At 76.0% G+C, this 25,393-nt stretch carries 6 protein-coding genes; 5 read left to right on the plus strand and 1 reads right to left on the minus strand.

Translation table 11 applies throughout. The annotated features are described in order from the left end of the window. The first annotated feature begins 81 nt into the window (after positions 1-81). The 3 genes from SNR22_RS03335 to SNR22_RS03345 are packed head-to-tail and all read left to right on the plus strand — an operon-like array spanning position 82 to position 17,579. Positions 82-15,078 (plus strand): SDR family NAD(P)-dependent oxidoreductase, encoded by a 14,997-nt coding sequence (locus SNR22_RS03335; RefSeq protein ID WP_320064919.1) that lies wholly within the window; start codon positions 82-84, stop codon positions 15,076-15,078. After that, positions 15,075-16,664 (plus strand): bifunctional 3-(3-hydroxy-phenyl)propionate/3-hydroxycinnamic acid hydroxylase, encoded by a 1,590-nt coding sequence (locus SNR22_RS03340; RefSeq protein WP_320064920.1) that lies wholly within the window; start codon positions 15,075-15,077, stop codon positions 16,662-16,664. The genes SNR22_RS03335 and SNR22_RS03340 overlap by 4 nt, the downstream gene beginning before the upstream one ends. A 27-nt stretch (positions 16,665-16,691) precedes the next feature. Then, positions 16,692-17,579, plus strand: coding sequence for an SAM-dependent methyltransferase (locus SNR22_RS03345; protein WP_320064921.1), 888 nt, complete (start codon positions 16,692-16,694; stop codon positions 17,577-17,579). A 75-nt stretch (positions 17,580-17,654) separates the two neighbouring features. On the opposite strand, the gene SNR22_RS03350 is transcribed toward SNR22_RS03345, so the two are convergent. After that, positions 17,655-18,413, minus strand: coding sequence for a thioesterase II family protein (locus SNR22_RS03350; RefSeq protein ID WP_320064922.1), 759 nt, complete (start codon positions 18,411-18,413; stop codon positions 17,655-17,657). Positions 18,414-18,692: 279 nt separating this feature from the next. Here SNR22_RS03350 and SNR22_RS03355 point away from each other — a divergent pair, with 279 nt between their 5' ends. Further along, on the plus strand, positions 18,693-24,251 hold the full coding sequence (locus tag SNR22_RS03355; protein ID WP_413775579.1) for an SDR family NAD(P)-dependent oxidoreductase: 5,559 nt from the start codon (positions 18,693-18,695) through the stop codon (positions 24,249-24,251). A gap of 17 nt (positions 24,252-24,268) precedes the next feature. Continuing rightward, on the plus strand, positions 24,269-25,393 hold a 1,125-nt coding region (locus SNR22_RS03360; protein WP_413775580.1), incomplete at its 3' end, for a beta-ketoacyl synthase N-terminal-like domain-containing protein.

The following is a 25,393-nucleotide window of genomic DNA, read 5'->3' on the forward strand; positions in this document are numbered from 1 at the left end:
CGCTCGGAAGACTTGGGCCGTTACGGCGAGCGAGGTCTACGCCGCGGATGAGGACTCTCGCCGACGGACGGATGTGGTGACATGCTTCGGAGCGACCTGGTCCAACCGTTGCCCGGTCTGCTGAAGGCCCACGCCGAGGAGTTCGGGGACAAGGTCGCCTTCCGCGACGACCGCCGCGCGGTCGGGTACGCCGACCTGGAGGCGCGGACCGGCCGGCTCGCCGGGCACCTGGCGACGGCGGGGGTCGGCCGGGGCGAGCGGGTGGCCTTCTGCCTCGGCAACCGGGTCGAGACGGTGGAGACGTGGCTGGCCGTCACCAGGGCCGCCGCGGTCGGCGTGCCGCTGAACCCGAGCAGCACCGACGCGGAACTGGCCCACCTGCTGGACGACTCCGGCGCGGTGCTGGTGGTCACCGGCCCGGAGCACCTCGACCAGGTGCTGCGGTTGCGCGCGGACCGGCCCGGCCTGCGGGTCTGGGTCACCGGGGACGCCCCGGCGCCCGACGGCGTGGCCGCGTGGCGCGACCTGGCCGACGCCGACCCTGGCGTTGACGCCCGCGACGACCTGGGCCTCGACGAGGTTGCCTGGATGCTCTACACCTCCGGCACCACCGGTCGGCCCAAGGGCGTCCTGTCCACCCAACGCACCTGCCTGTGGTCGGTCGCCTCCTGCTACGTGCCGATTCCCGGCCTCACCCCCGACGACCGGGTGGTCTGGCCACTGCCGCTGTTCCACAGCCTCTCGCACATCGGCTGCGTGCTCAGCGTCACCGCCGTCGGGGCCACCGCCCGGCTCATCGACGGCTTCTCCGCCGACGACGTGCTGAACGCCGTCGCCGAGGACGGGGCGACCGTGCTGGCCGGGGTGCCGGCCATGTACCACCACCTGGTCACCGCCGCCCGGGAGACCGGTTTCCGGGCCCCGGCCCTGCGGGTGTGCCTGGTCGGCGGGGCGATCACCACGGGCGCGCTGCGTCGGGCGTTCGACGAGGTCTTCGACGCGCCGCTGCTCGACGCGTACGGCAGCACCGAGACCTGCGGGTCGATCGCCGTCACCCGGCCGGACCTGCCCCGCGTCGAGGGTTCCTGCGGCCGGCCCGTGCCCGGCGTCCAGGTGCGCCTGGTCAGCCCGCAGACCGGCCTGGACGCCCCGACCGGCGCCGAGGGCGAGGTGTGGGTGCGCGGGCCGAGTGTGATGCTCGGCTACCACGGGCTTCCCGAGGTCACCGCCGCCGCGCTGCGCGACGGCTGGTACCGCACCGGCGACCTGGCCCGGCGCGACGCCGACGGGAACATCTTCGTCACCGGCCGGCACCAGGAGATGATCATCCGGGGCGGGGAGAAGATCCACCCGTCCGAGGTGGAGGACGCCCTGCGGTCGGTGCCCGGCGTCGCCGACGTGGCGGTCACCGGCAAGCCGCACGACGTGCTCGGCGAGGTGCCGGTGGCCTTCGTCGTCCCCGGACCCGAGGGCTTCGACCCGGCCGCCGGTTACGCGGCCTGCCGGGAGCGGCTCTCCTACTACAAGGTCCCCGACGAGCTGTACGAGATCGGGCAGGTGCCGCGCACCGCGTCCGGCAAGGTCACCCGCCGGCTACTGCTGGACCGGCCGGCCCGGCTGCGCGCCGTCAACGCCGGACACCACGACACGCTGAGCCGGGTCAGCTGGCAGCCGCTGGACCTCACCGCCGTACCGCCGGTCGTCACGCCGGACCCTGCCGGCCCGGCCCCGGCCCGCCGCTGGGCGGTCGTCGGCGCGGGCGGCGCGGCGCTGGTCGGGCCGCTGCGCGCGGCGTCGGCGGGGGACCGGTTCGACGCCCACCCGGACCTGTCCGCCCTGCGCCGGGACGCCGACGCGCCGGACGTCGTGCTGCTGCTCGCCGACGCCGCCCCGGCGCAAGCTACGGCGGACCGCCCTGTCGCTGCCGACGCCGACGCCACGGCGGACCGCCCTGTCGCTGCCGACGCCGACGCCACGGCGGACCGCCCTGTCGCTGCCGACGCCGACGCCACGGCGGACCGCCCTGTCGCTGCCGACGCCGACGCTACGGCGGAGCTCGCTGCCCGGCTGCGCGACTGGCTCGCCGATGACCGATCCGCCGCCACCCGGGTGGTGCTGCTGACCACCGGTGCGGTGGACGCGTCCACCCCGGAGCTGGCCGACGACCCGGACCTGGTGCCGGCGGCCACCGTGGCCTGGGCGGTGGGCCGCTGCCTGCAGGCCGCCCACCCGGACCGGATCGTGCTGGTCGACCGGGACGCCGACGCGTCGTCGCTCGCCCTGCTGCCAGCCGCCGTGGATGCCGGCGCCGCGCAGGTCGCCCTCCGCGTCGGAGCCGCCCGGCACCCGGTCCTCGGGCCGGCACCCGCGCGGATGCCGGCGCGGCCGGCGAAGGTGGTCGACCCGGCCGCACCGACCCTGGTCGTCGGGGCGGACACGGCGACCGGGGCGGCGCTGGCCCGACACCTGGTGTCCGCCCACGGCGCCCACCGGCTGGGGCTGCTCCCCGCCGGCCTGCCTGGCGACACCGACCTGGCCGAGTTGGTCGCGGAGCTGACCGCCGCCGGCGCGGCGATCACCGCGCCGTGCTCCGCCGGGGCCGTCGTCCCCGCCGAGGTCGGCGACGAGCCGGTCGGCGCGGTCTTCCTCTGCCCGTCCGACGCCGAACTCTGCGACCCCGCCGCCGCCGCGCGGCTGCTCGCCCGCGCCGAGGCGCTGGACGCCCGCGCCCGACATGCCGCCGTCACCGCGTTCACCGTCGCCGTCCCGGCGGCCCTGCTGCTGGGTGCGGCCGGCCGGGAGCGGGCGGCAGCGGTCGTCGGCGCCCTGCACACCCTGGTCGCCCGCCGCCAGGCAGCCGGCCTCCCCGCCCGGCTGGTCGGCACGACGGCCGACGCCGACGCCCCGACCGGGACCGACCCGTGCCCGTCGGTCGCCCCGGCCCGGACCGACCTCGCCGCGTTCGACGTCGCGCACGACGGCGACGACCTCGTCCTGCTCGTCCACCCGGCCGGCGCGACGCACCCCGCCTGGCGGGGGCCGGCCCGCCCCGCCGGCACCGGCCGCAGCGACGAGCAGGACGCCGCCGAGCTGCGCCGCCGGGTGGCCGCGCTGACCACCGCCGAGGGCGACCGGATCCTGCTCGACCTGGTTCGCGCCGTCACCGCCGAGGTCGCCGCCCTGCCCGGACCGGCGGCGGTCCGCCCGTCCCGGGCCTTCAAGGAACTTGGCTTCACCTCCGTCGACGCGGTCGCGCTGCGCGACCGGCTGGCCCGGGCCACCGGGGTACGGCTCTCCGCCACCGCCGCCTTCGACCACCCGAGCCCCGAGGCCCTCGCCCGACGGCTGGCCGCCCGACTGCGCGGCGCGACCCTGCCCCCGGCGCCCGCCGCCGACCAGCCGGCCGAGCTGTCCAACCTGGACGACCCGGTGGTCGTCGTCGCCATGGCCTGTCGGCTGCCCGGCGGGGTCGCCTCCCCCGAGGAGCTGTGGGACCTCGTCGACCAGGGCCGGGAGGGGCTCACCGGGTTCCCCACCGACCGGGGCTGGGACCTCGCGCACCTGTTCTCCGACGACGCCGACCAGCCGGGAACCTCGTACGTGCGGGTCGGCGGTTTCCTGCCCGACGCGGCGGACTTCGACACCACCCTGTTCGCGATCAGCCCCCGCGAGGCGCTGGCGATGGACCCGCAGCAGCGGCTGCTGCTGGAAACCTCCTGGGAGCTGTTCGAGCGGGCCGGCATCGACCCCACCTCGCTGCGCGGCAGCGCCACCGGCGTCTTCACCGGCGTCATGCACCACGACTACGCCGCGAACCTGCGCCAGGCCCCGCCCGGCACCGAGGGGTACCTCGGGGTCGGCACCGCCGGCAGCGTCGTCTCCGGACGGGTCGCGTACGCGCTCGGGCTCGAGGGGCCGGCGGTCACCGTCGACACGGCCTGCTCGTCGTCGCTGGTGTCGGTGCACCTGGCCGCCCAGGCGCTGCGCGCCGGGGACTGCTCCCTCGCCGTGGCCGGCGGCGTCGCCGTGATGGGCACCCCGCAGGCGTTCGTCGAGTTCAGCCGGCAGCGCGGCCTCGCCCCCGACGGGCGGTGCAAGGCGTTCGCCGAGGGCGCCGACGGCACCGGCTGGTCCGAGGGCGTCGCCGTGCTGCTGCTGGAACGGCTCTCCGAAGCCCGGCGCAACGGGCACCCCGTCCTCGCCGTGCTGCGCGGCTCGGCGGTCAACTCCGACGGCGCGTCCAACGGGCTCACCGCCCCCAACGGCCCGGCCCAGGAGCGGGTCATCCGCCGGGCGCTGGCCGCCGCCGGCCTCACCACCGCCGACGTGGACGCCGTCGAGGCGCACGGCACCGGCACCCGGCTCGGCGACCCCATCGAGGCACAGGCGCTGCTCGCCACGTACGGGGCGGGACGTGGCACCGCCGAACCGCTGCGGCTGGGCTCGCTGAAGTCCAACCTCGGCCACACCCAGGCCGCCGCCGGTGTCGCCGGGGTGATCAAGATGGTCCTCGCCATGCGGCACGGGACGCTGCCGGCCACCCTGCACGTGGACGCCCCGACCTCCGAGGTGGACTGGTCCGCCGGCGCGGTGGAGCTGCTCACCGAGGCCCGCCCGTGGCCGGAGGTTGGCCGGCCCCGCCGGGCCGGGGTGTCGTCGTTCGGCATCAGCGGCACCAACGCCCACGTCATCGTCGAGGCGGTTCCCATCGACCCGGAGCCGGCGCGCGACACCGTCGACCCGGAGCCGGCACACCGGGCCGCCCGAGCGGAGAGCGGCGACACCGACCCGCAGGAGTGCCGGCCGCCCGTGCCGTGGCCGCTCTCCGCCGCCACCGGGGAGGCGCTGCGGGACCAGGCGGCCCGCCTGCTGGGCTGGCTCGACGGCCCCGGCGCGGGCACCGACCCGGGCGACGTCGGACACGCCCTGGCCACCACCCGCGCCGCCCTGGAGCACCGGGCCGTGGTGCTGGCCGGCGACCCGGACACCGCCCGGGCCGGGCTCACCGCGCTGGCCCGGGGCACCACGGACCCCGACACCGCCGCCGTGCTGACCGGCCGGGTCGTCGACGGCCGGCTCGGCCTGATCTTCGGCGGGCAGGGCAGCCAACGCGCCGGCATGGGCCGGGAGCTGCGCACCGCGTACCCCGTCTTCGCCGATGCCTTCGACGCGGCCTGCGTCGAACTCGACCGCGCCCTCGCCGGGCACGCCGCGCACCCCGTCGCGGACGTCGTCGCCGCCGGCCCCGACGGCGACCTGGCCGGCCTGCTCGACCGGACTGTCTACACCCAGCCGGCGCTCTTCGCGTTCGAGGTGGCCCTGTACCGGCTGCTGGAGTCGGTGGGGGTGCGCCCCGACGCGGTGCTCGGCCACTCCGTCGGCGAGCTGGCCGCCGCGCACGTGGCCGGGGTGTTCTCCCTCGCCGACGCGGCGACGCTGGTCGCCGCCCGGGCCCGGCTCATGCAGCAGCTCCCCGACGGCGGCGCGATGGTCGCCGTCGAGGCCGCCGAGGCCGAGGTCGCCGGCCACCTCACCGACCGGGTCGGGTTGGCCGCCGTCAACGGCCCCACCAGCGTGGTCCTCTCCGGTGACGCCGACGCAGTGCTGGCCGTCGCGGCCACCCTGCGCGCCGCCGGACGGCGCACCAACCGGCTGCGGGTGTCGCACGCGTTCCACTCGCCGCGCATGGAGCCGATGCTCGACGCGTTCCGCGCGGTGGCCGCCGGCCTCACCTACCGCACCCCACACCTGCCGGTGGTGTCCAACCTGACCGGTCAACCGGTCGACCCGGCCCGGCTCTGCTCGCCCGACCACTGGGTGGCCCACGTGCGGGGCACCGTCCGCTTCCTCGACGGGATGCGCGCCCTGCGCGAGCAGGGGGTCACCACGTTCCTGGAGGTCGGCCCCGGCGGCGTGCTCACCGCCATGGCCCAGGACTGCCTCGCCGACGACGCCGACGAGCTGGCCTTCGTCCCCGCCGTGCGGGCCGTCGACGGCGAGTCGGACGCGCTGCTGGCCGCCGTGGCGCGGCTGCATGTACGAGGCGTCGCCGTGGACACCGCCGCCCTCACCGGCCGCGGCCCGCACCGCCGGGTCGATCTGCCCACCTACGCCTTCCAGCGCCGGCACTACTGGCTGCCCTACTCGGCAGTGGCCGGCGGCCCCGCCGATGTCGGGCTGGCCGACGTCGGGCACCCGCTGCTCGGCTCGGTGCTGCCGATCGCCGGCACCGGGCAGGTCGTCTACACCGGCCGGCTCGCCGCGACCACCCACCCGTGGCTGGCCGCACCCGGCGACGACGCGCCGGCGCTGCTACCCGCCACCGCCCTGCTGGACATGCTCACCCACGTCGGTGGGCTCCTCGACCTGCCCACCGTGGAGCGACTGCGCGTCCCCCAGCCGGTGCCGCTCCCCGCCGAACTGGCCGTCGACGTCCAGGTCACCGTCGGCGCGCCCGACGAGCACCTGCGCCGGGTGGCACGCTGTCACCTCCGAGCCGCCGACGGCCGGCCGTGGCGGGAGATCGCCGACGCCGTCCTCGCCCCGGCCGAGCCGCATGCCGCCCCGGCCACCGTCGCGGCGTGGCCGCCCGCCGGGGCCCGGCCCGTCGACCTGACCACCCCGCAGCGCCGGGCGCTCGCCGGGGAGCTGGCCCGGGCCGCGTGGGTCGCGGGGGACCGGCTCTTCGTCGACGTACGCCTGCCGGAGGGCGACCAGGACCCGGACACCGAGCGGTACGGCGTGCACCCGCTGGTGCTGGACGCTGCCCTGCGCCTGCTCCCGCTGGCCGACTTCACCCCCGCCCGCACCGACCCCGCCGCCCGGCTGGTGGCCGTCGACTGGTCGGGGGTGCGCGTCCACGCCACCGGGGCGTACGCCCTGCGGGTCAGCCTGGCCCCCGCCGGAGCGGACGCGGTGACGCTGAGCGCCGTCGACGACGCCGGCGCGCCGGTGCTCGACGTGCAGCGGGTGGTGCTGCGGAACATGGCACCGCCGGCCGACGCCCCGGCGTCGACCGCCGACCCCGCCCCGGCCGGCCTGTACGCCGTCGACTGGCTCCCCGCGGCCGTCCCCGCGACCCCGGTGCCGGCCTGGACCCTCGCCGACGGCACGCCGCCGGACGGCCCGCTGCCGCCGCTGCTCGTGCTGCGGGTCGGCGACGGCGACCCCGGCCGGCCGGTGCCCGACCGGGCGCACGCCGTCGGCCTCGCCACCCTCGGCGTGCTCCAGCGCTGGCTGGATGATCCCCGCGCGGGCAACACCCGGCTCGCCCTCGCCGTCGGTGACGGCGACCCGGTGCACGCCCCCGTCGCCGGGCTGGTCCGGGTCGCCGGGGCCGAACACCCCGGCCGCTTCCTGCTGCTGCGCCTCGATTCCACCGACGACGCCACGGTGCGGTCGGCCCTGACCGCCGGCGCCGACGAGCCCGAGGTCGCCGTCCGCGACGGTCGGACCCTGCTGCCCCGACTCCGCCGGGTCGAGCACCCGCCCGCCGGAACCGCGCTGCCGGCGCTGGCCGGCGGCACGGTGCTGGTAACCGGCGGCACCGGTGGAGTCGGCCGGCAGGTCGCCACCCACCTCGCCACCGCCCACGGCGTCAGCACGCTGGTGCTGCTCAGCCGCACCGGCCGGCACGCCGACTGGATGACCGCCCTCACCGACGCCGGGGTGACCGTCCGGGTGGTCGCCGTCGACGTCGCCGACCGGGCTGCGCTGGCCGAGGTGCTCGCCCCGCTGGCCGATCGCCTGACCGCCGTCGTACACGCCGCCGGGGCCACCGACGACGCGCTGCTCACCGGCCTCGACGAGGCCCGCTGGGAGCGGGCCCTGCGGTCCAAGGTGCACGGTGCGTGGCACCTGCACGAGCTGACCGCCGACCTCGACCTGGCCGCGTTCGTGCTGTTCTCCTCCGCGGCGTCCACCTTCGGCAGCCCCGGCCAGGGCAACTACGCCGCCGGCAACGCGTTCCTCGACACGCTCGCCGGGTACCGCCGCGACCGGGGCCTGCCCGCCACCGCCCTGGCCTGGGGCCTGTGGGCCGAGACGGACGGGATGGCCGGCCGGCTCGCCCCGGCCGACCTGGCACGCCTCGCCCGGGGCGGCACCCGACCCCTGGAGACCGCCGCCGGCCTGGCCCTCCTCGACGCCGCGCTGCACGCCGACCGGCCCACGCTGGTGCCGATCGGGCTGGACCTGGCTGCCGTCCGCGCCTCCGGCGAGGTGCCCGCCCTGCTACGGGCGCTGCTGCCCCCACCGCCCCGCCGGGCCGTGAACGCCGACCCGGCGCCCGCGTCGGCCGCCGGGTTCGCCGATCGGCTGGCCGGCCTCGGCGAGCCGGAGCGGGCCGCCCTGCTGCTGGACCTGGTCCGCACCCGGTGCGCCACCGTCATCGGGCACGCCGGCGGTGAGCGGGTCGAGCCGCGCCGGCCGTTCCGGGACCTCGGCTTCGACTCGCTGATGGCGGTGGAGCTGAGCAACCGGCTCTCCGCCGTCACCGGCGTTCGGCTCGCCCCGCACGCCGTGTTCAACCACCCCACCCCGGAGCTGCTCGCCGCACACCTGCACGCCCGGCTGCTCGGCACCACCGCCACCGAGGTGGCCGACGCCACCACCGTCGCCCTCGACGAGCCCGTCGCGATCGTCGCGATGGCCTGCCGGTTCCCCGGCGGCATCGGCTCCCCCGAGGAGCTGTGGCGGCTGTTGGACGACGGCGGGGACGTCATCGGCGACCTGCCCACCGACCGGGGCTGGCCCGACCTCTACGACCCCGCCCCCGGCACCCCCGGGCGGACGTACGTGCGCTCCGGTGGCTTCCTCACCGGCGTCGCCGACTTCGACGCCGCGTTCTTCGGCATCAGCCCCCGCGAGGCGCTGGCCATGGATCCGCAGCACCGGCTGCTGCTGGAGACCTCCTGGGAGGCGCTGGAGCGCGCCGGGCTCGACCCGGGCACGTTGCGCGGCAGCCGCACCGGTGTCTTCGCCGGCACCCACGGCCAGGACTACGCCGACCCGGACACACCCGGCGTCACCTCCGACGACGGGGAGAACAGCGCCGACGAGGGGCACCTGCTCACCGGCACCGCCGCCAGCGTGCTCTCCGGCCGGGTCGCGTACGCCCTCGGCCTGGAGGGGCCGGCCGTCACGGTGGACACCGCCTGCTCGGCGTCCCTGGTGGCGCTGCACCTGGCCGCGCAGGCGCTGCGCTCCGGCGACTGCGACCTGGCCCTGGCCGGCGGCGTGTCGGTGCTCTCCAGCCCCGCCGGCCTGACCCGGTTCAGCCGCCAGCGCGGCCTCGCCGCCGACGGCCGGTGCAAGGCGTTCGCCGAGGAGGCCGACGGCTTCGGCATGTCCGAGGGGGTCGGGGTACTGGTGGTGGAGCGGCTTTCCGACGCCCGCCGCCGCGGCCACCCCGTCCTCGCGCTGGTGCGCGGCAGCGCCGTGAACTCCGACGGCGCGTCCAACGGGCTCACCGCCCCCAACGGGCCCTCCCAGGAGCGGGTGATCCGGGCCGCGCTGGCCGCCGCCGGGCTCACCCCCGCCGACGTGGACGCCGTCGAGGCGCACGGCACCGGCACCCCGCTCGGCGACCCGATCGAGGCCGAGGCGATCCTCGCCACGTACGGCCAGCGCCCGGCCGACGTCCCGCCGCTGCTGCTCGGCTCCGTCAAGTCCAACCTCGGGCACACCCAGGCCGCCGCCGGTGTCGCCGGGCTGCTGAAGATGGTCCTCGCCATGCGGCACGGCCGGCTGCCCCGCACCCTGCACGCGTCCCGGCGCACCTCCCGGGTGGACTGGGACTCCGGGTCGGTGGAGCTGCTCACCGAGTCCCGCCCCTGGCCCCGGTCGGACCGGCCCGCGCGGGCCGGGATCTCCTCGTTCGGCATCAGCGGCACCAACGCCCACGTCGTCGTCGAGGCGGTGGCCGCGCCGGAGCCCGCCCCACCCGCCGACCTGCCCGCCGAACCCGGCGTGCTGCCCTGGCTGTTGTCCGCGGGTACCCCCGAGGCACTGGCCGGGCAGGCCCGCCGGCTGCGCGCCCACTTCGCCGGGCATGCCGACCAGCGGCCCCTCGACGTGGCCTGGTCGCTGGCCGCCACCCGGGCCGAGTTCGGCACCCGGGCGGTGCTGGTCGGCGCCGACGCCGAGCGCACCGGCGCGGCCCTCGACGCGCTCGCCGAGGGCCGTCCCGATCCCGACCTGGTCCGGGGCGAGGCCGGGCCGACCGGGCGGATCGTGTTCGTCTTCCCCGGCCAGGGCTCGCAGTGGGCCGGCATGGGACGGGACCTGTTGGCGCAGGCACCCGTGTTCGCCGAGCGGATGGCGGCCTGCGACGCGGCGCTGCGACCGCACGTCGACTGGTCGTTGCTGGACGTGGTGCGCCAGGTGCCCGGAGCACCGGGACTCGACCGCGACGACGTGGTACAGCCGGCGCTGTTCGCGATGATGGTGTCGCTGGCGGAGCTGTGGCGCTCCTACGGCGTGCGCCCCGACGCCGTGGTCGGCCACTCCCAGGGCGAGATCGCCGCGGCCTGCGTCGCCGGGGTGTTCTCCCTGCCCGAGGCGGCCCGGCTGGTGGCGCTGCGCGCCCGCGCGATCCGGATGCTGGCCGGGACCGGGGCGATGGCCGCGGTGGCGCTCCCCGCCGACGTGGCCCGGGAACGGATCGCCCGGTTCGGCGGCCGGGTCGAGGTGGCCACGGTCAACGGGCCGAGCGCCGTGACGGTCTCCGGCGAGCCGGCGGCCATCGAGCGTTTCCTCGCCGAGTTGGCCGCCGAGCAGGTCCGGGTCCGGGCGATCGACCTGGACTACGGCTCGCATTCGTCCCGGGTGGAGCCGATCCGCGCCGAGCTGGCCGAGCTGCTCGCCGGGACGACCCCCGGCCCGGCCGCAGTGCCGCTCTTCTCCACCACCGACCTGTGCTGGTTCGACGGCACCGAGATGGACGCGGACTACTGGTACCGCAACCTGCGTCAGACCGTCGAGCTGGAGCGGGCGGTCCGCGCGCTCGCCGGGCAGGGCCACGACACGTACGTCGAGTGCAGCCCGCACCCGGTACTCACCCTCAGCATCTCCGAGACCCTCGCCGGGTGCGAGCGACCGACCTTGGTCGTCGGCTCGGTGCAGCGCGACCAGGGCGATCTGAGCCGGTTCCTGCACTCCGCCGCCCAGCTGCACGTGCACGGCGTGCCGGTGGACTGGCAGCCTGCGCTGGCCGGCGGGCGGCGGGTCGACCTGCCCACCTACGCGTTCGCCCACCGTCGCTACTGGCCGCGCCGACTGGCCGGCCCCGGCGACGTCGGCGCGGCCGGCCTGACCGCTGCCGGGCATCCGCTGCTCGGCGCCTCGGTGACGCTCGCCGAGGCGCGTGGGCACCTGTTCACCGGCCGGCTCGCCGCCACCGACCCGTCCTGGCTGGTCGACCACCAGGTCGGCGGGACCGTGCTGGTGCCCGGCACCGGCCTGGTCGAGCTCTGCCTGCACGCCGGCGACGCCGTCGGGGTACCGACGCTCGACGAACTGGTCATCGAGGCCCCGCTGGCGCTGCCGGCCGGGGGCGCGACCCAGGTGCAGGTCGCCGTCGGCGCGCCCGCCGCCGACGGACGTCGCCCGGTCACCGTGCACTCCCGGTTGGCCGCCAGCCCGGCGGACGGCACGTGGGCCCGGCACGCCAGTGGCACCCTCTCCGCCGACCAGGCCGCCCCGGCCGCCGGGCTCGCGGCCTGGCCGCCGCCGCACGCCCGCCCCGTCGACCTTTCCGGCTTCTACGCCGGGCTGGCCGCCGACGGCTACGGGTACGGGCCGGCGTTCCAGGGGCTGCGCGCGGTGTGGACCGACGGCGACGACGTGTACGCCGAGGTGGAACTGCCCTCCGCGCAGCGCGCCGAGGCCGACCGGTACGGCCTGCACCCGGCCCTGCTCGACGCAGCCCTGCACGCCGCGCACTTCGGCGGCCTCGCCGACGCCGGGGCGGACCGGCTGCTGCTGCCGTTCGTCTGGAACGGGGTCACCCTGCACGCCGCCGGGGCCACGACCCTGCGGGTACGGGTGGCCCGGACCGGCCCGCACGCCTTCACGCTCACCGTGGCAGACGCCGCCGGCGCACCGGTGGCGGAGGTCGGCTCGCTCGCCATGCGCCCGATCTCCCGGGCCGAGTTGGGCGCCCGGGACTCCGGCGTCGCCGACGCGCTCTTCCGGCTCGACTGGCAGCCGCTGGCCGCGCAGGAAGCCGTCGTACCGGCCCGGGTGGTGGCGCTCGGCCGGGCGGTCGGCGCGTTCCCGCACCACCGGGACCCGGCCGCGCTCGGGCGGGCCGTCGACGACGGCGCCTCCGAGCCCGACGCCGTCCTGGCCCCTCTCGGCGGCCCCGCCGCACCCGAGGCCGGCCCGACCGACCGGGCCCGGGCCGTCGCCGTCGAGGCGCTCGCCCTGGTGCAGGGGTGGCTGGCCGAGCCCCGCTGGGCGGGCACCCCGCTGGTCCTGCTCACCCGGGGCGCGGTCGGCGTGCACAGCCCCGCCGAGGTCGACGACCCCGAGGCCGCCACCGCCTGGGGGCTGGTGCGCTCCGCCCAGTCCGAGCACCCCGACAGGTTCGTCCTGCTCGACACCGACACCCCGCCCACCGCCGATGATCTGGCGGTCGTGCTGGCCACCCGGGAGCCCCAGCTGGCACTGCGCGGCGGAACCCCGTACGCGCCCCGGTTGGCCCGCCTCTCCGACGCCGCGACGCTCACCCCGCCGGTGGGCGTGCCCGCCTGGCGGCTCGACGTGCCGGCCCGGGGCAGCCTGGACAACCTCGTCCTGGTCCCCACCGACGCCGCTGACGCGCCGCTGGGCCCGCGCGAGGTGCGGGTCCGGATCCGGGCGGCCGGGCTCAACTTCCGGGACGTGCTCAACGCCCTCGGCCTCTACCCGGGCGACCCCGGCCCGCCCGGCGGCGAGGCGGCCGGCATGGTCACCGAGGTCGGCGCCGAGGTGACCGACCTGCGCCCCGGCGACCGGGTGCTCGGCGTCTTCGCCGGCTGCTTCGGCCCGGTCGCGGTCACCGACCGCCGGCTGCTCGTGCCGATGCCCGACGGCTGGACGTTCGCCCAGGCCGCCTCGATGCCGGTGGTGTTCCTCACCGCATACCACGGGCTGGTGAATCTGGCCGGGCTGCGAGCCGGCGAGGCGGTACTGGTGCACGCCGCCGCCGGCGGCGTCGGCATGGCCGCCGTGCAGCTCGCCCGCCACCTGGGCGCCGAGGTGTACGCCACCGCCAGCCCCGGCAAGTGGCCGGCCCTGCGGGCGATGGGCGTGCCCGACAGCCACCTGGCCTCCTCGCGCACCCTCGACTTCGAACCCCACTTCCTCGCCACCAGCGGCGGGCGGGGCGTCGACGTGGTCCTCGACTCCCTCGCCCGGGAGTTCGTCGACGCGTCGCTGCGACTGCTGCCCCGCGGCGGCCGGTTCGTCGAGATGGGCAAGACCGACCTGCGCGACCCCGACCGGGTCGCCGCCGACCACCCCGGCGTGGCCTACCAGGCGTACGACCTGACCAGTGTCGACCCCGACGAGATCCAGCGGATGCTGGTCGAGCTGATGGGCCTCTTCGCCGCCGGTCGGCTCGCCCCGCTGCCGGTGCGCGCCTGGGACGTCCGGCAGGCCCCCGACGCGTTCCGGTACGTCAGCCAGGCCCGGCACATCGGCAAGGTGGTGCTCACCATGCCGGTGGCGTGGGACCCGGACGGCACCGTCCTGGTCACCGGCGGCACCGGCCTGCTCGGCGGGCTGGTGGCCCGCCGCCTGGTCACCGGCCACGGGGCCCGACACCTGGTCCTGGCCAGCCGGAGCGGCCCCGACGCCGAAGGCGCGGCGGAGCTGACCACCGAGCTGACCGCCCTCGGTGCCGTGGTCACCGTGGTCGCCGCCGACGTCGCCGACCGGGACGCCGTGGCCCGACTCGTCGCCGGTCTGCCGGCCGGGCACCCGCTCACCGCCGTGGTGCATCTCGCCGGGGTGCTCGACGACGGGGTGGTCACCGCGCTCACCCCGCAGCGCGTCGACACCGTCTTCCGGCCCAAGGTGGACGCCGCCCGGCACCTCGACGAGCTGACCCGGCACCTCGACCTCGCCGGGTTCGTGCTCTTCTCCTCCGGTGCGGGGGTGTTCGGCGTGCCCGGCCAGGGCAACTACGCCGCCGCCAACGCGTACCTCGACGCGCTGGCCCGGTCCCGGCGCGGCGCGGGGCTGCCCGCCCAGTCGTACGCGTGGGGGCTGTGGGAGCAGGAGAGCGCGCTGACGGCCAAGCTCGACCGCGTCTCCGGCCGGATCACCGCCCGCGACGGCCAACTCGCCATCCCCTCCGACCTGGGCATGGCGCTGTTCGACGCGGGGCTGGCCAACCCCGAGGAGCACCTGGTGCCGACCCGGGTCGACGTGGCCTACCTGGCCGACCGGGCCACCGTGCCGGCGCTGATGCGCGGGCTGGTCCGCCGGGAACGGCCCCGGGCCCACGCCGAGTCCGCCGCCGCCGGCCAGGACCTTGCCGGCCGGCTCCGGGCGCTCACCGGCCAGGAGCAGGCGGGGCTGCTGCTCGACCTGGTTCGTGCCGAGGCCGCCGCCGTGCTCGGTCACGCCACCTCGGACGCGATCCGGCCCGCCCAGGCGTTCAACGAGATCGGCTTCGACTCGCTGACCGCCGTCGAGCTGCGCAACCGGCTCACCGAGGCCACCGGCCGGCGGCTGCCCGCGACGGTCATCTTCGACTACCCGGACCCGACCGCGCTGGCCGGATTCCTGTGCGCCCAACTCGTCGGGGACGGCGGGGAGGCGGCGCCGGCGATCCTGGCCGAGCTGGAGAGCCTCGAACGTTCGCTGGCCGAGACGGTGGTCGGCGCGGAGTTGCACACGCAGGTCGCGGCGCGGTTGGAGGTGCTGATCGCCAAGTGGCGGGCCACCGGCGGCGGCGCGTCCGTACGCGAGGCCGACCAGGACCTCGACCTCGACCAGGCCAGCGACGACGAGATCTTCAGCCTGATCGATACGGAACTCGGGCTGGAGATGCCGGGCCCGAGATGGACAGACGGGGAACGGCGATGACCGACGTACTGATCGTGGGCTACGGCCCGGTGGGCCAGGTGGCGGCGATCCTGCTCGCCCAGCGCGGCTTCACGGTGCGGGTGGTGGAGAAGTGGGCCACCCCGTACAACATGCCCCGCGCGGTCTCCTACGACGGCGAGGCCAGCCGCATCCTCGCCGCCTGCGGCGTCGGCGACCGCCTCGACCCGGTCATCGAGCCCTCCGGCGAGTACACCTGGAAGAACGGCTTCGGGCGGACCCTGCTGCACATCAAGGTCCCCGACGGCGGCTGGCCCGACTCGATCTCCTTCTACCAGCCCGGGCTGGAGGATCGGCTCGCCGAGCGGGGCGCCGAACTGCCCGGGGTGCAGGTGCTGCGCGGCGTCGAGGTGACCGACCTCGCCGACCACGGCGACCGGGTCGAGGTGACCGCGTTGGCGGCCGACGGAACCGCCCAGGTCTTCACCGCCTCCTGGGTGCTCGGCTGCGACGGCGCGAACAGCTTCGTCCGCCGCTGGCTCGGTACGGGCGTCACCGACCTCGGCTTCACCCACGACTGGCTGGTCTGCGACGTGGTGCTCAACGAGCCGGTCGTGTTCAAGCCCAACAACCTCCAGATCTGCGACCCCGCCCGCCCCCGCACCGCCGTGTCCGCCGGGCCGGATCACCGGCGCTGGGAGTTCATGCGGGTGCCGGAGGAGAGCCTGGAGGAGTTCCGCAGCGAAGCCAGCGTCTGGCGGCTGCTGGGCCTGTTCGACATCACCCCGGACACCGCCCGCCTCGACCGGTACGGCGTCTACACCACCCAGGCCTGCTACGCCGACACGTGGCGCTCCGGCCGGGTGTTCCTCGCCGGGGACGCCGCGCACGTCATGCCGCCCTTCCTCGGCCAGGGCATGAGCTCCGGCTTCCGGGACGTGATCAACCTGGCCTGGAAGCTGGACCTGGTGCGCCGGGGGCTCGCCGACGACGCGCTGCTCGACACGTACGAGGTGGAACGGCGGGCGCACGTGCAGCACGCCATCCGGATGTCCATCGACTCCGGGAAGGTGATCTGCGAGACCGACCCGAAGAAGGCCGCCGGCCGGGACTCGGTGATGCTGGCTGCGCTGCGCCGGCGTACCCAGCAGAAGCATGCCCGGTCGCTGCGCGAGGCGATCGTCGACGGTGTGCTGTGCCGGGGTCCGGACGGCGCACCGGCCCCGCACGCCGGCGCCCCCGCGCACCAGGGCCGGGTGGCTGCCGACGGGCGGACGGGCTGGTTCGACGAGGTCGTCGGCACCGGCTTCGTGCTGCTCACCCGGGATGTCCCGGCCGCGCTCGTCCCGGCCGACGTGGCCTTTCTCGACGGCCTCGGCGCCCGCTGGGTCGCCGTCCGGGCCGCCGACGCCGCCCCGGCCGACGCAGCCCCGGCCGACGGGAACGGCCCGGTCACCGTCACCGATCTCGACGGCGGCTACCTGGCGTACCTCTCCGGCGTGCGGGCCGACGCCCTCCTGGTTCGCCCCGACTTCTACGTCTTCGGCGTCGCGGCCGGACCGGACGGCGCGGCCACCCTGGTGAACGAGCTGCGTCAGCAGGTCGTCGCCCCTGCACTGCAACCCTGACCACCCGCTGTCTCCCAAGGAGCTGACATGTTGGAAAACCTTCGCACCCTCGGGCGGGTCATCCGCACCATGACCACCAAGGATCCGGTGACCCGGGTCCGCCGCTTCTACGAGATCCAGTCCCCGAAGGTGGAGTTCGCGGCCCGCACCACCCGGTACATGAACGTCGGCTACTGGGAGGAGGGGACGACCAGCATCGACGTGGCCGGCGAGGCCCTGGCCATGAAGCTCGCCGACGCCGCCGGCTTCAAGCCGGACGACACCGTCCTCGACGTCGGCTTCGGCTACGGCGACCAGGACTTCGCCTGGCTGCGCGAGCGCCGGGTGGCCAAGGTGCACGGCATCAACGTCACCCCCCGGCATGTCGAGCAGGCCCAGGAACGCGCGCGGCGGGAGGGCGTCGCCGAGCAGGCCGAGTTCCAGCTCGGCACCGCCACCGAACTGCCCTTCGCCGACGGCACCTTCGACCGGGTGGTGGCGCTGGAGTCGGCGTTCCACTTCTACCCGCGCAGCGCCTTCTTCGCCGAGGCGCTGCGGGTGCTCAAGCCGGGCGGCACCCTCGCCACCGCCGACATCATCCCGCTCAGCAACGACACCACCCGGATGTCGATCAACTCGGGCCCGCTGAGCTTCATCAAGTTCAGCATCCCGGACGAGAACTGGCACGACCGCACGGTCTACGCCGAGCAGCTCACCGCCGCCGGGTTCTCCACCGTCGACGTGCAGTCCATCCAGGACCACACCTGGGAGGGCTGGCGGCTGTTCCAGTCGCAGCGCCCCAGCGACCCGGCGTTCCGGGCCGAGGCCGAGGCCAGCGCGGTCAAGGGCATGGCCAACCACTGGCGCGACGAGGCCCTGATCAAGAAGGAGATCGGCCTGCTCGACTACGTGATCGCCGTCGCGCACAAGGCGTGACACCCGGCGGCCCCCACCGCACCGGCACCTCGCCGGCGGTGGGGGCCACGTCGATCGTCGCGCCAGCGCCGCCGGTCAGCGGGCCGACGTGCCGGCCAGCGCCGTCGACAGGGTACGCAGGATCGCCGGCTGGTGCTGGGCCAGGAAGAAGTGCCCGCCCGGGAAGACCTGAAGGGCGAACGGGCCGGTGGTGTGCCGCTCCCACGCCTGGGCCTCGTCGATCGTCGTCTTCAAGTCGGCGTCGCCGGTGAAGACCGTCACCGGGCAGCTCAGCTTCGGCCCCGGCACGTACTCGTACGTCTCCGCCGCCCGGTAGTCGTTGCGGATCGCCGGGAGCGCGGCGCGTAGCAGCTCCGGATCGCCGAGCACCGCAGCCTCCGTGCCACTGAGCTTCTTCATGTCGGCCAGCAGGCCCTCGTCGTCGAGCAGGTGCACCGTCTCGTTACGGGAGGCCGACGGTGCCCGCCGCCCCGACGGGAAGAGGTGCGCGGCCGGCGTACCGCTCTCCGCCTCCATCAGCCGCGCCACCTCGAAGCCGAGGCTCGCGCCCATGCTGTGTCCGAAGATCGCCAGCGGCTCGTCCCGCCAGGGCCGGAGCACCTCGAACACCTGCCGGGCCAGCTCCGGGATGTTGTCGACGCACGGCTCGTGGCGGCGGTCCTGCCGCCCCGGGTACTGGATGGCGAGGACCTCGACGGCCGGCGAGAGCGCCCGGGAGACCGGGAAGTAGAAGCTCGCGGACCCACCGGCGTGCGGCAGGCACACCAACCGCCGAGCCCCGGCCTGAGCCGGATGGAACCGGCGCACCCACAGGCCGTTGTCTGAGTCGGTCATTCTCACGCGGTCCTTCCAGCGGTGGTGCGCGATTCGGCGACACCGGTGTGGTCAAACGGACGCTAATCGGATCCACCGGGTGCGGCCACCCCTAGGGGACGGCCGCGGGGGTTAGGGGTTGTCGCAGCTCATAGCCAGGCCATAACTTTCCCCCGCAGAGGGGACCCGTGGCTCTCGGCTGAATTGTGCAAAGGACGTAGAACCGATCTGGCCTGAGGAATTCGCGCATTCGTACCGTCGCCTACGTCAGGTCTCCGCCGGCCACCGCGATGGGTCAGGTTGATGGACACCGAAGAGAAGCTCCGGGAGTACCTGAAGAGGGTCACCACCGACCTGCGCCGGACCCGGCAACGGCTCCGCGACGTCGAGGACGAGGCCCAGCAGCCGATCGCCATCGTCGGAATGGCATGTCGCTTTCCCGGCGGCGTCGAGTCCGCCGACGGGCTGTGGGAGTTGGTGGCTGCCTCCGGCGATGCGATCTCCGGCTTTCCCACCGACCGGGGTTGGGACCTCGCCGAGCTGTACGACCCGGACCGGGAACGCCCCGGCACGTCCTGCGTCCGCGAGGGCGGTTTCCTGCGCGACGCCGGGGACTTCGACCCCCGCTTCTTCGGCATCTCGCCCCGCGAGGCGTTGGCGATGGACCCGCAGCAGCGGCTGCTGTTGGAGGTGTCCTGGGAGGCGTTCGAGTCGGCGGGGGTGGATCCCACCCCGCTGCGGGGCGACCGGGTCGGCGTCTTCGCCGGCCTGACCCACGGCGGCTACGCCGGCGGTGCCACCGACGTCCCCGACGGCGTCAGCGACTACCTGGGCCTCGGTAGCGCGGGCAGCATCAGCTCCGGCCGGGTGGCGTACGCGTTCGGGTTCGAGGGGCCGGCGGTGACCGTGGACACGGCCTGCTCGTCGTCGCTGGTGGCGCTGCACCTGGCCGTGCGGTCCCTGCGTTCGGGAGAGTGTGACCTCGCGCTGGCCGGCGGCGTCAGTGTGCTGTCGACACCCGCCATCTTCGTGGACTTCACCCGGCAGGACAACCTGTCGGCCTCGGCGCGGTGTCGGGCGTTCGCCGACGCCGCCGACGGCACCGCCCTCGCCGAGGGCATCGGCGTCCTCCTGGTGGAGCGCCTGGCTGACGCCCGCCGGCTGGGCCACCGGGTGCTGGCGGTGGTGCGGGGCAGCGCCGTCAACTCCGACGGGGCGTCGAACGGCCTCACCGCACCCAACGGCCCGTCCCAGCAGCGGGTGATCCGTCAGGCGCTCGCCGACGCCCGCCTGTCGCCCACCGACGTGGACGTGGTGGAGGCGCACGGCACGGGCACGACGCTGGGCGACCCGATCGAGGCGCAGGCGCTGTTGGCCACCTACGGGCAGGACCGGCAGACGCCGCTGTTGCTGGGGTCGGTGAAGTCGAACATCGGGCACACCCAGTCGGCGTCCGGCGTCGCCGGGCTGATCAAGATGGTGCAGGCGATGCGGCACGGCGTGGTGCCGGCAACGCTGCACGTGGACGTGCCGTCGTCGAAGGTGGACTGGGACGCGGGCGCGGTCGAACTGGTGACGGCGGCCCGGCCGTGGCCGACGGTGGATCGTCCGCGCCGGGCGGCGGTGTCGTCGTTCGGTATCTCCGGCACGAACGCGCACGTCATCGTCGAGCAGGCCGAGCCGGAGGACACGCCGGCCGAGCCCGAGGCGACGCCGGCCGGGGCGGGGACCAGGGTGGCCGGCGACGTGGCCCCGCCGGTGTTGCCGTGGCTGGTCTCGGGGCACTCGGCCGAGGCGCTGGCCGCGCAGGCGGCCCGGCTGGCCGAGTTCGTCGGCACCGACCCGGCGCTGCCGGCGGCCGACGCGGCGTGGTCGCTGGCCACGTCACGGGCGGCGCTGGAGCACCGGGCGGTCATCGTCGCCGCGGACCGCGCCGACCTGCTCGCCGGGCTGGACGCCCTGGTCGACGGGGCCTCCATGGCCGGGGTCATCGTCGGCGAGGTGGCCGCGGGCCGCCGGGCGATGCTCTTCACCGGTCAGGGTGCGCAGCGCGCGGGGATGGGACGGGAGCTGTACGACCGGTTCCCGGTGTACGCCGAGGCGTTCGACCGGGTCTGCGCGGGGTTCGAGGGCAGGTTGCCGCGCCCGCTGCGGGAGGTGGTCCTCGCCGAGGCGGGCGACGGGCCGGCGGGGCTGCTGGACCGGACGGTGTTCACCCAGGCGGGGCTCTTCGCGGTGGAGGTGGCCCTGTACGAGCTGGTCTGCTCGTGGGGAGTGCGGCCGGACTACCTGGCGGGGCACTCGATCGGTGAGGTCAGCGCGGCGTACGCGGCGGGGGTGCTGTCGTTGGAGGACGCCTGCGCCCTGGTCGCGGCGCGGGGTTCGTTGATGCAGACGTTGCCCGCCGGTGGCGGGATGCTGGCGGTGGCCGCGGCGGAGGACCGGGTGCGGGAGGTGGCCGGGCAGCGGGTCGACGTGGCGGCGGTCAACGGCCCGGCCGCGGTGGTGCTCTCCGGCCCGGTCGAGGAGCTGGAGCGGGTGGCCGCGGAGTGCGCGGATCAGGGCTGGCGCACCCGGCGGCTGTCGGTCAGCCACGCGTTCCACTCCCGGTTGATGGAGCCGATGCTGGAGCCCTTCCGCGCGGTGCTGGCGGGGTTGGCCTGGCGGGCGCCGCGGGTGCCGATCGTGTCGACCCTGACCGGTGCGCTCGTCGACGGCGAGGAGATCGGCACGCCGGAGTACTGGGTGCGGCACGCGCGGGAGGCGGTGCGCTTCGCCGACGCCGTGGCGGCCCTGCACCGGCTCGGGGTGACCACGATGCTGGAGGTGGGCCCGGATGCGACGTTGACCGCGATGGCCGCGCAGACCCCGACCGACCCGCCGGTGCGGCAGGTGGCGCTGCTGCGCCGCGACCAGCCCGAGGTGACCGCCACGGTCGCCGCCCTGGCCCGGTTGCACGTCACCGGTACCCCGGTGAACTGGTCGGCCTGGTTCATCGGGGCCGGCACCCAACCCCGCACCGTCGACCTGCCCAGCTACGCCTTCGGGCGCCAACGCTACTGGCTGGCCGCCGGCGCGTCCGGCCTCGACGCGTCCGGCCTCGGCCTACGCCCCGCCGGGCACCCCCTGTTGACCACCGAACTCGTCCCGGCCACCGACGACGCGCGCGTCCACGGTGGCCGGCTCTCCCTGCTGACCCACCCCTGGCTCGCCGACCACCTCGTCTGGGGATCGGTCGTGGTGCCCGGCACGGCGCTGGTGGAGATGGCGCTGCACGCGGGCACCCGGGCCGGCTGCGACTCGCTGGAGGAGCTGACCCTCGCCGCGCCGCTGGTCCTGCCCGAGCAGGGCGCCCGGGCGGTGCAGCTCGGCCTGGCCGCCGCCGACGAGTACGGCCGTCGCCGGGTGAGCATCCACTCCCGGCCCGCCGACGACCCGCGCGCCGACTGGACCCGGCACGCCGAGGGTGTCCTCGCCCCCGGTGGCGCCGACGCGTCGGAGGGGCTGGCCGAGTGGCCCCCGCCCGACGCCACCGCCGTGCCGGTCGAGCCGATCTACGAGCAGCTCCACCGGCTCGGCGTCGACCACGGGCCCACCTTCCGGGGGCTGCGCGCCGCGTGGCGTACCGACGAAGGGGTCTTCGCGGAGGTCGCGCTCCCGGACGGCACCGCCACCGGCGGGTTCGGCCTGCACCCGGCCCTGCTGGACGCGGCGCTGCACGTCGTCGGCCTCACCGACGACGACGCCGAGGCGCCCGGGGCCCGACTTCCGTTCGCCTGGTCGGGCGTCGCGCTCGCCGCCGTCGGCGCGACCACCCTTCGGGTACGGGTCACCCGGGCCGGCTCGGCGGTCTGCCTGACCCTCGCCGACGGCACCGGCGCGCCCGTCGCCCGGATCGGCTCGCTGGTGTCCCGGCCGATCGGCGCAGACCAGCTCGACGCCGCCGACCCGGCCGAGCTGCCCCTGTTCGACCTGCGCTGGACCGCGCTGCCGCTGCCGGCCCGGCCGGCGACCGGGATCGTCGCGCTGGACGCCGCCGCAAGCCTCGCCGGCACCACGCTGCCCGGCGGGCTGGCCGCGCTCGCCGAGGCCGTCGACGCCGGCCGGCACGATCCCCGGCTGGTGCTGCTCGCCGCCGGGGACGCCCCGGCGGGCGACCCCCTCGAGGCGACCCGCACCCGGCTCGCCACGACCCTCGCGGCCCTACAGGAGTGGCTGGCCGACGACCGGTTCGCCGCCCGGCGGCTCGTCGTGCTCACCCGGGGCGCCGTGCCCGCCGACCTCACGGGCAAGGTGACCGACCTGCCCGGCGCGGCCGTCTGGGGCCTGATCCGGTCGGCGCAACTGGAGCACCCCGACCGGTTCGTGCTGGTCGACCTCGACGCCGACGCCGACGCCGACGCCGACGCGGACCTGCTCGGCCGCGCCCTGGCCAGCGACGAGCCGCAACTCGCCCTCCGCGACGGGCGGCTGCTGGTGCCCCGGCTTGCGCCGGCCGAGCCCGACCCGACGGGCGCCGTCGACCTCCTGCCCGACGGCACGGTGCTGGTCACCGGCGCCACCGGCACCCTCGGCGGCATCATCGCCCGGCACCTGGTCACCGCGCACAAGGTGCGGCACCTGCTGCTCGTCGGCCGGCGCGGCGCCGACGCCCCCGGGGCGGCCGACCTCCTCGCCGAGCTCACCCGGCTCGGCGCGCAGGCCCGCTTCGCCGGCTGCGACGTGGCCGACCGGGGTCAGGTCGCCGCGCTGCTGGCCACCGTCGGAGCCGAGCACCCGCTCACCGGCGTCGTACACGCCGCCGGGGTCCTCGACGACGCGACCGTCACCGCGCTGACCCCGGAACGCACCGAGACCGTGCTGCGCCCGAAGGCCGACGCCGGCTGGCACCTGCACGACCTCACCCGGCACCTGGACCTGCCGATGTTCGTGCTCTTCTCCTCGATCGCCGGCCCGCTCGGCGGACCGGGGCAGGGCAACTACGCGGCGGCCAACGCCTTCCTCGACGGCCTCGCCCACCACCGGCGTGCCGCCGGCCTCGCCGCCACCTCGCTGGCCTGGGGGCTCTGGGAGGAGGGCAGCGGGATGACCCGGGAGCTGGGCACCGCCCGTCGGGAACGAATGACCCGCCAGGGCATCGCCCCGCTCGGCACCGAGCAGGCGCTCGCCCTCTTCGACGCCAGCCGGCGCTGCCGGCAGCCGCTCCTGCTGCCCGTCCGCCTCGACCTGGCCGCGCTGCGCACCCTGCGCACCGTCGACCACCTGCCGGCGGCGCTGCGCGGCCTGGCCGGCATCCGGACCCGGCGCAGCGCCGGGGGCGGCACCGCCCCGGCCGCAGGCTTCCGCGACCGGATCGCCGGGGCCGCCGACTCCGACCGCCGCCGGCTGGTCGAGGAACTGGTCACCGGCCAGGTCGCCGAGGTGCTCGGCTACGCCTCCGCGTCGGCGGTCGGGGCCGGGCAGTCCTTCACCGAGCTGGGCTTCGACTCGCTGACCGCCGTGGACCTGCGCAACCGGCTGACCGCCCGCACCGGCCTGTCGCTGCCGGCCACCCTGGTCTTCGACCACCCCACCCCGGAGGCCCTCACCGGGTACCTGGTGGCGCAGTTCGGCCCCGGCCGGTCCGCGCCCACCCTCCTCGACGAGTTGGACCGGCTGGAGGCGGCGTTCGAGGCCACCCCGGCGGAGGCCCTCGCGGAGCTGACCGCCGACGAGGAGACCCGCGCGGCGGTCACCGCGCGGCTCAGGGCGCTGCTCACCCGCTGGGACGGCGACGCTGGCGCCGTCGCCCAGGTGATCGACGAAGCCAGCGACGACGAACTCTTCGACTTCATCGACAGCAAGTTCGGTCGTTCCTGACCGGTGAACCGCCCCGCTTGCCGACCAACGCGACAGGTGAAACCCCGATGGCCAACGAAGCCAAGCTCCGCGAGTACCTCAAGCGCGTCACCGCCGACCTCGCCGAGACCAGCGAACGCCTGAGGGCCGTCGACGCCAGGAGCCACGAGCCCATCGCGATCGTCGGGATGAGCTGCCGCTACCCGGGCGGGGTCCGCTCGCCCGAGCAGCTGTGGGACCTCGTCGCCACCGCGTCCGACGGCGTCACCGGCTTCCCCACCGACCGGGGCTGGGACACCGAAGGGGCGTACGACCCGACGGGTCAGCGGCGGGGCAGCACGTACGCCCGGGAGGGCGGCTTCCTGCACGACGCCGGGGACTTCGATCCGGAGCTGTTCAAGGTCTCGCCGTACGAGGCTCTCGCCATGGACCCGCAGCAGCGGCTGATGCTGGAGGCGTCCTGGGAGGCGATCGAGGACGCCCGGATCGACCCGCTCTCGCTGCGCGGCAGCCGGGTCGGCGTCTTCGCCGGCATGATGTACCACAACTACGCCGCCGGGCTCGGCGAGCTGCCGGAGACCCTGGAGGGGTTCATCGGCGGCGGCACGGCCAGCAGCGTGCTCTCCGGGCGGGTGGCGTACACGTTCGGGTTCGAGGGGCCGGCGCTGACCGTCGACACGGCGTGCTCGTCGTCCCTGGTCGCGCTCCACCTCGCGGTGCAGTCGCTGCGCTCCGGTGAGTGCACGCTCGCGCTGGCCGGCGGCGTCACCGTGATGACCACCCTGGAGACGTTCATCGACTTCAGCCGGCAGCGCGGGCTCGCCCCCGACGGGCGGTGCAAGTCCTTCGCCGAGGGCGCCGACGGCACCGGCTGGTCTGAGGGCGTCGGAATGCTCCTCGTGGAACGCCTCTCCGACGCCCGGCGCCACGGCCACCGCGTTCTGGCGGTGGTGCGGGGTAGTGCGGTGAATCAGGATGGTGCGTCGAATGGGTTGACGGCGCCGAATGGTCCGTCGCAGCAGCGGGTGATTCGGCAGGCGCTTTCGAGTGCGCGGTTGTCGGTGGTGGATGTGGATGTGGTGGAGGCGCACGGTACGGGTACGTCGTTGGGTGATCCGATTGAGGCGCAGGCGTTGTTGGCGACCTATGGTCAGGGTCGTGAT

It is taken from the genome of Micromonospora sp. RTGN7 (assembly GCF_033804645.1).
GTDB lineage: Bacteria > Actinomycetota > Actinomycetes > Mycobacteriales > Micromonosporaceae > Micromonospora.

Excerpts from the sequence above, each read along its gene's own strand:
- SNR22_RS03335 (WP_320064919.1), top strand. The coding sequence starts at position 82 with ATGCTTCGGAGCGACCTGGTCCAACCGTTGCCCGGTCTGCTGAAGGCC.
- SNR22_RS03340 (WP_320064920.1), top strand. The coding sequence starts at position 15,075 with ATGACCGACGTACTGATCGTGGGCTACGGCCCGGTGGGCCAGGTGGCG.
- SNR22_RS03345 (WP_320064921.1), top strand. The coding sequence starts at position 16,692 with ATGTTGGAAAACCTTCGCACCCTCGGGCGGGTCATCCGCACCATGACC.
- SNR22_RS03350 (WP_320064922.1), bottom strand. The coding sequence starts at position 18,413 with ATGACCGACTCAGACAACGGCCTGTGGGTGCGCCGGTTCCATCCGGCT.